Annotated in this window: 8 protein-coding genes and 1 pseudogene; 3 read left to right on the top strand and 6 right to left on the bottom strand. The window is 58.3% G+C overall.

Annotated elements, in window-relative coordinates:
• Positions 1–24 precede the first annotated feature (24 nt).
• The 6 genes from ACP0KA_RS16385 to hpxZ all read right to left on the bottom strand — a co-directional run bounded on the left by ACP0KA_RS16385 (position 25) and on the right by hpxZ (position 10,807).
• Positions 25–1,341, bottom strand: coding sequence for an HlyD family type I secretion periplasmic adaptor subunit (locus tag ACP0KA_RS16385; protein WP_424629797.1), 1,317 nt, complete (start codon positions 1,339–1,341; stop codon positions 25–27).
• Between the two features lie 101 nt (positions 1,342–1,442).
• A complete protein-coding gene (locus tag ACP0KA_RS16380; protein WP_424629796.1) occupies positions 1,443–3,653 on the bottom strand; it encodes a peptidase domain-containing ABC transporter in 2,211 nt (736 codons plus the stop codon).
• A complete protein-coding gene (locus ACP0KA_RS16375) occupies positions 3,631–3,969 on the bottom strand; it encodes a hypothetical protein (RefSeq protein ID WP_424629795.1) in 339 nt (112 codons plus the stop codon). Before ACP0KA_RS16375 ends, ACP0KA_RS16380 begins: the two co-directional genes overlap by 23 nt.
• Positions 3,970–3,999: 30 nt before the next feature.
• Entirely contained in the window at positions 4,000–4,914 is a 915-nt protein-coding gene (locus ACP0KA_RS16370) for a class I SAM-dependent methyltransferase (protein WP_424629794.1), read from the bottom strand.
• Positions 4,915–4,953: 39 nt separating this feature from the next.
• Positions 4,954–9,891 carry a DUF4082 domain-containing protein gene (locus ACP0KA_RS16365; protein WP_424629793.1) on the bottom strand — a complete coding sequence of 1,646 codons (4,938 nt, stop codon included), beginning with the start codon at positions 9,889–9,891 and terminating at the stop codon, positions 4,954–4,956.
• 520 nt (positions 9,892–10,411) lie between these two features.
• Positions 10,412–10,807, bottom strand: a complete 396-nt coding sequence (gene hpxZ / locus ACP0KA_RS16360) for an oxalurate catabolism protein HpxZ (protein WP_424629792.1) — start codon at positions 10,805–10,807, stop codon at positions 10,412–10,414.
• Between the two features lie 119 nt (positions 10,808–10,926).
• On the opposite strand from hpxZ, the pseudogene ACP0KA_RS16355 reads away from it, so the two are divergent.
• From ACP0KA_RS16355 to ACP0KA_RS16345, 3 genes and pseudogenes are all read left to right on the top strand, one after another.
• Positions 10,927–11,122, top strand: a pseudogene (locus ACP0KA_RS16355) (hypothetical protein); the annotation flags it as partial.
• Complete coding sequence (locus tag ACP0KA_RS16350) at positions 11,119–11,319, top strand: hypothetical protein (protein ID WP_424629791.1); 201 nt, start codon at positions 11,119–11,121, stop codon at positions 11,317–11,319. The pseudogene ACP0KA_RS16355 and the gene ACP0KA_RS16350, both read left to right, overlap by 4 nt.
• Positions 11,316–12,749: an amidase gene (locus ACP0KA_RS16345; protein WP_424629790.1), complete on the top strand. Its 1,434-nt coding sequence runs from the start codon at positions 11,316–11,318 to the stop codon at positions 12,747–12,749. The genes ACP0KA_RS16350 and ACP0KA_RS16345 overlap by 4 nt, the downstream gene beginning before the upstream one ends.
• Positions 12,750–12,802 lie beyond the last annotated feature (53 nt).

Raw genomic sequence — 12,802 nt, 5'->3', positions numbered from 1 at the left:
AATGAGGCCCGATAAACGACGCGGCTATGGTTCGCGTATGCTCTCGTCCAATCCCCTGAGCAGAGGGTAGAGGAAATACGAGATTACGCTGCGGTTCCCGACTTTCATCTCCGTGGTCACCGCCATTCCCGGCGTCATCTGGAATTGATCGGGCAGTGAGCGTAAGTGAGCGTCGGTGATATCGACGAGGACCCGATAGTACGGCGCCGACATCCGTTGGATCGGGTCGGTTTTCGGATCCGGCGTAAACGAGTCCCGGCTGACGATGCGCACGGTGCCCGATCCCGTCCCGTGCTTCTGGAACGGGAACGCGTCGAACTTGATCCGCACGGATTGACCCACGGCCACCCGTCCGATGTCCTTGCCGTCAACGTTCACCTCTGCCTGAAGCTTCACATCCTGCGGTACCAGCACAAACAGCGTTTCAGCTTCGCGAACGACTGATCCCACTGTGCGGCTTGCGATCTCCAGCACCACTGCATCGACCGGTGCGCTCAGCACGATCAGTTGCCGGCGGAGTTCCGCCTTCTTGAGATCTTCTCTCACGCTGTTTCGTTTCGCCAGCGTATCGACCAGATCCTGATAGGCATTGCGGCGAAAATCCTCGATGAATGTCTGCTGCTCAGCCCACGCTTTTTCAATGCGATGTTGAAAATCGACCTGGTTACCTTGATTCCGCGACAGATTGCCATCCACATCAAGGCGCGCGTCGCGCGACAGCAGGAAATTGAGCTTGGAGCCGACTTCCTTATCCATCAACGTTCCGCGCATGGTCTCGATCGCCCGCAACGTCTCGAGCCGCTGCCGCAGCATCACCTCTTCGTCCCGACTGGTCTTCAGATTCGCCTGTGCGCTGGCAATCTGGGCATCATAGTTGCGCAGGGACGCCTGGTAATGGGCCTTGCGCTGCACGAAGAGTTTAGCCTGCAAAATCTCATCCGGGTTCGTCGATTCCCCCGCGGTGAATTCCTCGCCATTCAGCTCTGCGTTCAGACGATTGATATTGGCATCCAGCGCGATCACCCGCGTTCGCAGTTGATCAACATCCGCCTGTGAAAATGTCGGGTCCAGCGTCGCGAGCGGTTGTCCCTGGCGCACCAGATCGCCAACCTTGACGTGGATCTGGCGGACGACCGAGGTTTCGAGCGGCTGCAACACGACATTGGGACTTGTCGCAATGAGCTTGCCCTGCGCGGTCACGATCGTATCCACGCGGGAAACGGAAGCCCAGGCGATCGCAGCTGCAATCAGCGCAACGATACAATAAAGGGTGATGCGGGCAACGCGCGGCGGCGCGCGCTCCTCGATCTCGACTGCATCGGGTTGAAATTCAGTAACCACCCGCTGTCGCGCAGTGTCGCGTTTTGACGAACGCCGCCGAGCAGTCGGCGGACTGGCTGGCTTTTCGTTCTTCGCGTCAGGCGATCTTCGATCCACGCCGGTCATGCGATCTGCTTCGTTTGCTGGTTCCAGAGATGCCGATACGTCGTGCACTGGGTCAAAAGCTTGTCATGGCGACCGATGTCGACAATACGGCCGCGATCAATCACAAGAATGGCGTCCGCATCCGACAACATCGACAAGCGATGCGAGACGATAATGACGGTGCGTCCTTCGGCGATGCGCTTGAGATTGCGGCGGATGATCATTTCGCTCTCGGAGTCCAAAGCGCTCGTCGCTTCATCGAGAATGAGAAGGCGCGGATTGGTGATCAGTGCGCGCGCGATCGCAAGCCGCTGCCTTTGGCCTCCGGAGAGGTTTTCGGCGTTCTCTTCCAGCATGGTGTCGAAGCCACGCGGCAGCCGTTCGATGAATTCATCCGCACCGGCGAGCCTCGCGGCTTGCGCGACCTCATCAAGAGTGGCCCCGCGCTTCACGCAGGCAATGTTCTCCCGGACGGTTCCCCGGAACAGGAAATTGTCCTGCAGCACGAAGCCCAAGCTCTTGCGCAAATGAACAAGGTCGAGCTCTCGCGCGTCAAAACCGTCAATCCGCAATAACCCCTGCTGAATGGGATACAGCCCTGAAATCAGCCGCGTCAGTGTCGTCTTGCCGGATCCGCTCCTGCCGACAATGCCGAACACCGTTCCAGCTGGAATCGTGAAGGACACATCGTCCAGTGCAGGCGGACCATCGGGACCATAGCGAAATGATACGCCCTCGAATTCGATCAGCCCGTTCAGTTCCGGACGCAGACCATCGCGCTTGCCGCCACGCTCCTGCTGCTGGTTCATGACTTCGCCCAGCATTTTCACCGACAGGGCGACCTCCTGATACTCGTGCACCATCGTCACCATCTGGACGAGCGGCCCGGACACGCGCCCGGCGAGCATGTTGAAGGCAACGAGCGCACCGATCGTCATTGCACCGCTGAAGACATCGAGCGCGCCCAGACAGATGATGCCCAGCGTCATCATCTTCTCGAGAAAGCCCGTTACCGATTGCGCGGCAGCCGATATTTTCTCGACATCGAACCGCATCGACACCGACTGCGCACATCGATCATCCCATGCCCTGCTCTGCAGCGGCTCCATGGCCAGTGACTTGACCGTTCGCATGCCATGCACGGTCTCGACGAGCATGGCCTGTCGCTCGCCCTCGGCCTGATAAAGATTGAACAGCCTGCGCCGGAACGGCCCCACCAGCAGGGCAACCACCACGCCGCTCAAGGCGGTAAAGGCCAGCACAAGACCCGTCAGCTTCACACTGTAAAGAGCGAGAACGGGCAGGAATACAAACAGCGACAACGCATCCAGCGCCGTAACAAAGAGCCGGCCGGTCAGAAACTCCCGGACGCGTGTTGCCTGCTGCATGTGCTTGACGAGCACACCTGCCGATATGTGCTCAAAAAAAGTGATGGGTAGCCCTAAAAGATGGCCGAATGTCTTGGTCGCAATGCGGATATCGATCTTGTTGGTGGCATAGAGCAGCAAATATCGCCGCAAGAAGGTGAATATCGAGTCGAACACCAGCGCGACGATGGCACCCGCCGCCAATACATAAAGTGTGCTGAAGCTTTCGTGCACCAGCACTTTGTCGATCACCAACTGAAAGAAGATCGGAGTGATCAGGCCGAGGCCGTAAAGGAGGATGGCGGCGATCGCGACATCGGCAAAGAGCCTGCGCTCGCGGATCAATTCCGGAACGAACCACCTGAATCCGAACGGCCGTGGCCCTGAGGAGTGGGCTTGGCCCCGCTTGAGCAGAATCGTATCGCCCCGCCAGTTCTGGCTGAAGCTCTCTTTGTCAACGAGGAAGGGCTCAGGCCGATCCGCCAGCGGATCAAAGATCAGCAGCGCTTCGCCGCTGGAATCCTCACCTGCTCCCAGCACAACGATCCAGTTCAGATTTGCGAGTTGAACGAGCGCTGGATAAGCGTCGCGCAATTGGAACAACTCGTCCCAGGAGAGATTAGCCCTGCGCGCACGAAACCCAGCTTCCTTTGCTATTCGCAAGAGCTGGGTCTGCGAGATCGCAGCATCGCCGACAGCATGGGTGTGGCTCAGGCGATCGACGGAGAGATCAACGCCGTGATGTCTGGCGACTTTCACCAGGCATTCGAGAGCCGTATGTATCGGTGGAGCGGTTTCTTGCTGATCAATTCCGGCGACTTCGGTGCCGTGCTCCAAATCAGCGGAAATTTGTTGATGCATTTGGCGATCGCTGAGCACTGGAGGTGGTCGTATTACCGCGCTCACCTCCCGAACCTGTTTCGGGATTTCCAGACGCACCTCTCGGCTGATTACGCTTGATGACGCCGGCGTCAACCAGCCCCTGAAGTGCGTTCTGCATCACTTCCACGGAGTTCGCGAATCCCTCCGCGGAGAAAATCAGTCTTTGCCGGAACGCCTTTTTCGGGAAATTGTTGGCATCCCGCTCGGTCGGCGACAAGCTGAACAGATCAACTCTCACCACCGTGCCGCTGACCATGATCTCGTCGACACCATCCGTATAAATTTCTGCATGCATCGTCCTGGTCCTTGACACGAAGGTTACGTTTCAGTCCGGATTAGCGACGTCCCGCGGCTCATCTGCAGGCTGGCGACGGACGGCAAGAATGCTCAATGAGTAATGAAGGTGCATCCCTGCCGATCGATCCCGCGGAATTCTGCCGGCGTTGTAGGATGCGTCAGCGCGGAACGGCTCAAGGATCTCGAACCCGGCGTCGTTGTACATCTTTCGGACAGCAGCTTCCTCATGCGCCACCGACGCTTCGGGCTGCTCTTTGGACTTGATGCGGAAATCGCCGCAATCGTAGCTCCAGTGTCGTTGCACAGCTGCGGCTGTGGACGTCAGGCGCATACTCCGCTCGTTGTAGACCAGCCATGTCGCTGCGAGCGGCGCCCCCGGCTTGAGCACACGTGCGGTTTGCTGCAGATAGTTTTTTGCGCCATTGGGCAGAATATGCGTGAAGATTGAACCCGCGTAAGCGAGGTTGAAAGTGCTGTCCGGATAAGGAAAGCGATAATCCTCTACCGAGGAACGTCCTTCCGGATTCCAGGTCGTCGCAACATCAGCAACCCGGAACTGGAAATTCTTCCTGCGAGCCGAGATGTTGTTCTGACACCACTCAATCAGCTCTTTCTTGATGTCGAAGCCTTCATAGCCGCCTTCGTCGTTCAAATATGTCGAAAGCGGAATGGCAATCCGGCCTACGCCGCAGGCAATGTCCAGCACCCGATGAGACGGCTGCAGTCCGGCGACATCGATGAAATACTCAAGTTGACTGCGTCCGGTGTCCCGGAAATCGAACCACAACGGCGAGATCCAGGCGCGCAATTGCCGCGGCGGCAATCCCGATGCCTTGAACGAGGCGATGTCATAACCGGCGATGAGAGCATTCCGCACCGACGTCGGCATGATGCGGCTGGCCACGGCGGCTGGAGCCTTGATGGTTCTTGAAAGTGTCGTCATAAGCCGCCCCTGTTTCAAGTTAGATGCCGTGGTTGCACGTTACGCTGCCAGCTGGGCCCGGAAGAGAACGTCAACACCGTAGTTGGTCGAACCGAAGCTATTGGTCGGTAACAGGCTTGATCCGCCGTAGGCAAACACGCCGTTGCCACCGCTGCTGTTCGCCGGCGCGGTCAACGGCCCATTGCTGTGCGGATCAGTGAAGTAGTTGGGATCGGCCGCGTAACCTCCCGTCGTGTGATAGGACACGGTGTAGGTGTCGCCTGCGGTGATCGCCACAGCGTTCGCGAAGTTCACTTGCTGCCAGCCGCTTTGGGTCTCGTTGGTGAAATTTGCAGTGGCGAGCAACGTTCCCGTCGAACTCCACAGATTGGCGACGTGAGAACCCATGTTGTCCGCGGACTTGTAAAATCTGACGCCGAGGACGTCTCCGTCCGCGGAAGCCTGGAATTTCATGCCGACCTCAACGGAATCGGGATCTTCCACATGCGCCATCGGGGGCACGTAGCTTGGGCCGAACAAGCTCGCGATCGACGGATCGTTGACCAGCAGCCCGACATTGGCCGAAGCCGTGCCGCCCTGCCCGTTGCTGATCGCATACGAGAACGTCGCATTTCCGCTGTAACCCGCATTCGGCGTATAGGTGACGGTCTGGGTGCCGGCATTGTAGCTGACCGTCCCATTGGTCGCATTGCTGACGCCGGAGATCGACAACGCGGCGCTCTGAGGATCGGTGTCGTTACCGAGGAGCGTTGACGCGGAAATGGTGAACGCACTTCCGGTCGTCGCGACAAAGCCATTGTCATTATTGGCAACCGGCTGGTCAGTGACCACCGTCGGATCGAACAGAACGTCGACCCAATAATTCGACCCGCTATATGTGCTGGCCGGGAGTGCGTTGCCGGTGCCGTAAGTATAGAGGCCGTTATTGCTGGCAGGCGCAGTCAGCGCGCCATTCACATGCGCCGTGCTGAAGTAGTCGCTGTCCGCCGCGTAGCGGCCGTTGCTGTGATAACTGACGATGTAGCTGGTACCCGCCGTGATGGAGACCGGGGAGCTGAATGTGACAGTCTGCCAACCACTCGCCGTTTCGTTCACGAATGTCGCGTTCGCAAGCAGTGTGCCGTTGCTGCTCCAGAGCGATCCGGTATGCGTGCCGGTTTCGCCGGCCGCTTTGTAGAACCTGACACCGGAAATGGTTCCGGCTGCCGAGGACACGAAGCGCATACCAAGATTCACGGCGCTATCGGTGACCGATGGATTGTCGGGGATGTCCTGGCTCGAAAACAGGCCCACGCTCGTGATCGGCGCACTCACGATCAAGCCGACAGTTGCGGTGGCTGTCCCCTCGCGGCCATCCGAGATCGCGTAATCGAAAGATGCCGTCCCCGTATAACCGGCATTGGGCGTGAAGGTGATCGAGTTGGATTGCGCATTGAAGCTCACCGTGCCGTTCACGGCGTTACTGACGCCGGTGATGGTCAGGGTGTCATTGTTCGGATCGGTGTCGTTAGCGAGCAGCGTCGATCCCGAGATGATCAGGGCCATGTTCCGCGTAACGCTGTAATCACCGTCATCGTTCGCATCCGGCGCATCGTTCGCGCCGAGAACAGGATTGAACAGAACGTCGACCCAGTAGTTCGACCCACCGAACGAACTGGTGGGAAAAGCATTACCCGCGCTGTAGGTATAGAGACCGTTGTCCCCCGCCGACGCGGTCAACGAACCGCTGACGTGGTCGGTGTTGAAATAGCCCCCATCGACCGCATAGCGGCCATTGCTGTGATAACTGGCGATGTATGTCGTGCCTGCGGTGATCGCGACCGGGCTGCTGAACGTTACAGTTTGCCAGCCACTTGCGGATTCATTGGCGAACGTTGCCGTTGCCAACAGCGCACCGGTGCTGCTCCAGAGCGAACCGACGTGCGTGCCGGTTTCGCCCGCGGCTTTATAGAATTTGATTCCTGAAATGGTGCCGCCCGCAGACGCCACAAATCGCACGCCGAGATTGGCTGGATCGTCGACAACCGACGGCTGCTCCGGTGTGTCCGAGAGCGAGAACAGGCTGACGCTCGTTGACGGCGGAACAACCGTCAGGTGAACGAACGCGGAGCCAATTCCGCCGCGTCCGTCGGAAACTGCATAGCCGAAGCTGGCTGTGCCGGTGTATCCCGACGTCGGGACGAACGTGACGATATTGGTCTGAGCATCGAAACTGACCGTGCCGCCGACCGCACTCCCCACGCCTGTGATCGTGAGAAGATCGCCGTTTGGATCGGAGTCGTTGGCAAGAAGTGTCGATGCCAGGAACGTCAACGGCGTATTTCGGGTAGCGATATAACCGTCGTCATTGGTCGCAACCGGCTGTTCGTTGGCCGTATTCGTCGGGCTGAAAATAACATCGACCCAATAATTGGCGCCGTTGGATTCGGTGGTCGGGAAGAGAGTATCGACGCCGTAGGTGTAGTAGCCGTTGTCGGCCGGCGCAGTGAGCGGTCCATTTGTTTTCGCCATGACGAAATAGTCGTCAGTGGTCGCATAATGGCCGCTGCTGCGATAGCTGGCCATATAGGACACGCCGGCAGCAATCGAGATCGGATTGCTGAAGGTGACGGTCTGCCAGCCGCTGTCCGTCTCATTCTGGAATGTCGCACTCGCGAGCAACGTGCCGCTGCTGCTCCACAAGGCACCAACGTGCGTGCCGCCGTCACCGAGCCCTTTGTAGAACTTGATGCCCAGAATTGTCCCCGACTGGGACGACGAGAATTTCACGCCCACATTGACGAACGAGTCAACGACAGAACCCACCGCCGGCGTTTCTGACGACGAGAACAGACTTGCTGTCGGCAATGAATCGACGGTGACCGTTCTGCCAACGCCGGGCGTTTCAAGATTGACACTGTCATCGACCGCCCGCGACAAAATTGTGTAGGTGCCGCCCGCAAGCGGCGTCCAGGTATATGTCCAGTTTGCGAACCCGGTTGCGCGATGCCAGGTCGTGCCGCCATCCGTCGAGACCTCGACCACCGCGATCAATCCGCCTCCCGCATCGGTGGCGGTCCCGCTGATGATGATGGGATCCATCGCGGTCAGGTTTCCGGTCGATGATGTCGGGGACGTAATGGTCGATGTCGGCGCGGCATGATCGGTCGTCTGCGATGCAACGAGCAGACTCGTCATCAACGTCTGGGGTTGCACGCCCATTTCAGCGAACAAATTCACCATCGCCTGCTGAACGTTCGGATCGGTGGGCGTGACTTCGTTGTCGTGATGGTCGTCGAGTCCCCACACCCAATAGACGGTGCCTGCACCGAAAACCAGCGCTCCGCTGGGTGCGCGATACAACGTCAGGCTGTGGGTTGCCGTGCCATTTCCCGTTGTGTTGCCGTAGTCAAGCAGCAGCGTGCTGACATCCGCCGTGGTGGAGGACAAAGCGATTAACCCGTCCGGGCGGGAACCGTTGTCCAGATCGGAATCCCATTCATAGCCGAGCAAATTTGGTACGAGCGAATACACCTGCCCCGGCTGGATGTCGGCGACAGCCGTATTGCTCCAGAAGCGGAAATTCGAAAGGTCGTAAGGAATCTGGATGGTATCGAGGACATAGCCGTCGACAGTGAATATCGTACCCGTCAGCGCGTTCTCCGGCTGACCAGATCCAAATTCGGGATCGCGCCACGTGGACGTGGTGCCGTCCACATCGCTGTTGGCGTTGTCCCAGCGCTCCTTATACGACACGAGGGTCTTGTATGGCGTGCCGGTGCCATCAATGCTCGATTCCCAACGGGTCTGCCAATAAACCTCGTTTCCGCTGAGAAACGCCAGATTGACGCCGGCATCGCGTGCGGCTTCCACATTGGCACGCTGATCGGCCGACCAATACTCGTCGTGACCGACGGACAGAAATACCTGGCTGTTGAGAAGTTGCGCCCCATCTCTGGCGGTATCAATGCCGGAGATATAATTGACGTCATAGCCATTCTCTTCGAGCCAGCGGATTGCGGGATACTCGGCACCGAAAATGAAGTCCTGCGGGCCGGCAGCAAAGCCACCGTCACGTGTAATGATGGGCCGGTTGTAGCTGACGGCTGACGAACGACCAGTCCGTTTGTCGTCGTCGATACCACCGTAGAAATTATAACCACCCCACCAATTGTAGGCCTGCCAGGTCGTATCCGACGTCTGGAACGTAATATCGCTCGGCGCTTCATCGTCGCGGACGATGAAGGGAATCATATTCTCGCCGCCCTCATCGCCGCCGCCATCGAGGCGCGTCAGCTTGGCGATATAGACGCCCGACACTGCATCGGCGGGGATATCCCATGACGCCGACACCGACCAGTTGCCGGCATCGACCAGTTTCAGAGTCGGATCAAAAAGAGGAACGGGCTGAACCTGCGCCGTCGAAAGGTTTTGCTCGATGGTTTTAACTAAGCGCGCGCCATCTCCACCATAGTAACCCAGGCGATAGATTTCGATCTTGTAATGAGTGGAATCAGTGTTGATTTTGAAATCGACGCGCTGACCATGGTCGATGGTAAACTGCGCCGCATATCCCTCAATACTTGGATCGCCCTTATCGATGAGCCACTCGCTCTCGGGCGTACCTTGCTTCATGTTCTCCAGAACAATGGCGTTCGGCACCGCTGCAGCGGCGAAAGATGAGCCAGGTCCTGTTACAGCGTTAGGGATCAGTGCCGGATTGACGGCGTCCAGGGCGAAACTGGCCGTACCAAAATTATTAGTCGAGCTGACGGATTGCTCTTCTGGTTTGTAGAGTTGCAGTGCGCGAGGAACGTACCCCGTGGGCGTGCCATCGGCTTTGCCTTCACCGCCAACGCGGATTGAACAGATATAGCAGGCTCCACCGTTGCAGGAGCCGCAGATCGTATCTTGGGCTTGGCTACGCCATTGTTCAGCCCAATCTTCGATCGCGGAATTTGAATTGCTTGATGTATCAGCCGTCGTTGCAATACCCATTTAACGCTCCCGCATTTTTGCCAGCAGGAAAGATTTTTTAGTCGAAATATTCAGGCGTACACCAAATGCGGATACGCCTTGCCACCAAAAAGACCTCTCTTTCGCTGCGGTTATCAGCGAAACAAAACAGCGGGTGGGGTGATAATTTATTGAGAGCCTGCCCAGCCGGAGATTAAAACGATTTAAAAGTACATTATCAGCCGAGTCAATTCCGCATTTTAAAATTAAATATGATGCTGAAAATGGCTCATAAGTTAAATTTGGAAATTAATCACCCAGCCAATAAATCCAGATGCTGAAACGTATTTCTTTAGCGGGTGAAGTCGGCAATCCCTCAGGAAATTTCAGGTCAGGTTTACTGACGTAACGAGTTGAGGTCAGGGTCGGCGATGGCGCGATACGCCGTTAGCTGCTCGCACTGAGGCGACAGGGATAACCGTTCATTGGATCATTGCCGGTATCGTTGCGCGCATCGGGCCCGGCGATCCAACGGAGCACGCCGGGCCAGCACAGTCACATCTTAATGCTTGGGCTCGTCGATGACGCTCACATGGGCAGCAACGATGCGCCATCCTTCCGGGAAGCGCACCCAGGTCTGCATTTGCCGTCCCACCTTGCCGGGCGCTGTCTCTCGTAGAAAAAGCGTCGATGCGACAGCGGTGTCCCAACCATACGCCGTAATCACAGTCTTCGCCAACTGCCGCATCAGCCCGACAGGGCTTCGCGCGGAGCGAAACGCCGCGATCGCATCGTAGCCGTAAAGGTTCTCTCCGATCCCGTAGCGGATGGTCTTCGGATCATCGCGGAACAATTCATCGAGCGTGGCGATGTCGTTCGTCGTCAATGCGTTTTCATACCGCGCAAAGGCTGCGCTGACCTCGGCAACGACATCCGGCTGGTCAATTTCAACTGTCACTTCAGAATCCTTTCGGGCACGGCGCGACAACCGCGCCGGATTGTTCGAGAGCGCGTGCAACACGCAAGGCGATGTATTCGCGCTATCGCACCGCGATAGTCTGGACCTCCATCGGCATCGGCTCAAGGGCCCACCCCATCGATCCGCCATCCGGGATGCGCCGTCATACACGTTGCCCATTCGCAGAGCCGCTATGCTCCCAAGCGGGACCAAAGCTGACAGAGATCGATAACATAGATCATCGGGCCGCCTTATATAGCGACACCGGATCCGGGCCACAGTCAGGCCCCAATAACCCAAGGACGATTTTCGTGAGCAAAAGACCCACCGCCGAAGACATCACGGCTACAGCCAAAGTCGCTGGCATTCCCGTCACAGCGGACATTGCGACACGCATTGCCAATTCCATTGGGCCCGCGTTTGAAGGTTTCGCGCCCATCTCCGGCACGCTGCCGTTTGACCTTGAGCCTTCGACATACGTCGTTGTCCAACTGGCTGGAGATCGCAAATGAACGATCAGGCCCCCGGCACCACGACTGAACCAGCCCTGATGACACTGACCGCAGTTGCGAAAGCAATCGCAGAGAAGCAGTTTTCATCCCGTGAAGTCACGCAATCATGCCTTGATCGCATCGCGCGATACGAGCCGGGGCTCAATGCCTTCATGTCCATCGAGGCCGAGGAAGCTTTGAAAGCTGCCGATGCGGCGGACGCCGCCTTCGCGGCCGGGAACAGTTCGGGTCCGTTGCATGGCGTGCCGCTGGCGCACAAGGATATGTATTACGAGGCCGGAAAGGTCGTCACCTGCGGCTCGATCATCCGCAAGGACTGGGTCGCCACAACAACCTCCACCGCATTGCAGCGCCTGAAGGATGCCGGCACCATCCGCACCGGCTCCCTGCACATGGCAGAGTTTGCCTACGGCCCGACCGGCCACAACGCTCACTATGGCGCCGTCCATAATCCATGGAGCTTCGATCACATCACCGGCGGCTCGTCATCGGGATCCGGCGCAGCCGTTGCGGCGCGCCTGACCTTTGCAGCACTCGGGTCCGATACCGGCGGCTCGGTACGAATGCCCGCTCATTTCTGCGGCGTCACCGGATTAAAAACCACAGTGGGCCGCGTCAGTCGTGCCGGTGCGATGCCACTATCACAGTCGCTCGACACGGTCGGACCGCTGGCACGCACCGCGGAGGATTGCGCACTTCTGCTTGACCTGATGGCCGGTGCAGATCCAGCCGATCCAACGGCGATCGGCGGCGATGTTCCGAACTATATCGCAAGCTTACATCTCTCACTGAAGAAGATCACCATCGGCGTGCCGAAGTCCTTCTATGTCGACGATCTCGACCCGGACGTCGCGCGCGTTTTGGATGAGACGCTCGCCGTCTTCAAAAAAGAAGGTGCGCATGTTGTAGAGGTCGATCTGCCGGATCAGCGTCAGCTCTCCTCAGCGAGCCAGCTCGTGTTGGCCGTCGAAGCGGCGGCGTTCCACAACGTGTGGATGGCCGAACGGCCACAGGATTACAGTCCGCAGGTGTTGATGCGCTTGCAGAACGGCCTCTCCGTCCCTGCCGTCACCTATCTGGAAGTGATGCGCTGGCGCGGCCAGGCGCTCGCTGAACACCTCGCGGCAACAAAGGGCGTCGACGCGGTGCTCGCACCGATTGCGCCCGTGCCGGCGCCCACCATTAAGGAGAGCGATGTGGGTGGCGCGCCAGGAGCCGAGGCCGTGATCCAAAACCTCACGCGTTTCACGCGCCCGATCAATTATCTTGGCCTGCCCGCACTCGCGATTCCTTCGGGATTCTCGCGCACTGGATTGCCGATCGGTCTGCAACTGGTGGGCCGGCCGTTCGACGAGGCGACCATCCTGCGCATCGGCGCCGGCTTCCAGCGGGCAACCGACTTCCACGACAAGATTCCGGCGATGCCATAATCAATCGTGTCGAGGTTCATGATCACCATATCTGCAGCGGGATAATTGGCTTC

The organism is Bradyrhizobium sp. SYSU BS000235 (genome assembly GCF_049747295.1).
Classification (GTDB): domain Bacteria; phylum Pseudomonadota; class Alphaproteobacteria; order Rhizobiales; family Xanthobacteraceae; genus Afipia.
Note: the sequence above shows the minus strand (reverse complement) of the source record. Positions and strands in the feature narration are given on the sequence as shown.

What these genes read in the sequence shown, in the direction of transcription:
- ACP0KA_RS16380 (WP_424629796.1), bottom strand. Translation starts at nt 3,653, where the DNA reads ATGCATCAACAAATTTCCGCTGATTTGGAGCACGGCACCGAAGTCGCC.
- ACP0KA_RS16375 (WP_424629795.1), bottom strand. Translation starts at nt 3,969, where the DNA reads ATGCATGCAGAAATTTATACGGATGGTGTCGACGAGATCATGGTCAGC.
- ACP0KA_RS16370 (WP_424629794.1), bottom strand. Translation starts at nt 4,914, where the DNA reads ATGACGACACTTTCAAGAACCATCAAGGCTCCAGCCGCCGTGGCCAGC.
- ACP0KA_RS16365 (WP_424629793.1), bottom strand. Translation starts at nt 9,891, where the DNA reads ATGGGTATTGCAACGACGGCTGATACATCAAGCAATTCAAATTCCGCG.
- ACP0KA_RS16345 (WP_424629790.1), top strand. Translation starts at nt 11,316, where the DNA reads ATGAACGATCAGGCCCCCGGCACCACGACTGAACCAGCCCTGATGACA.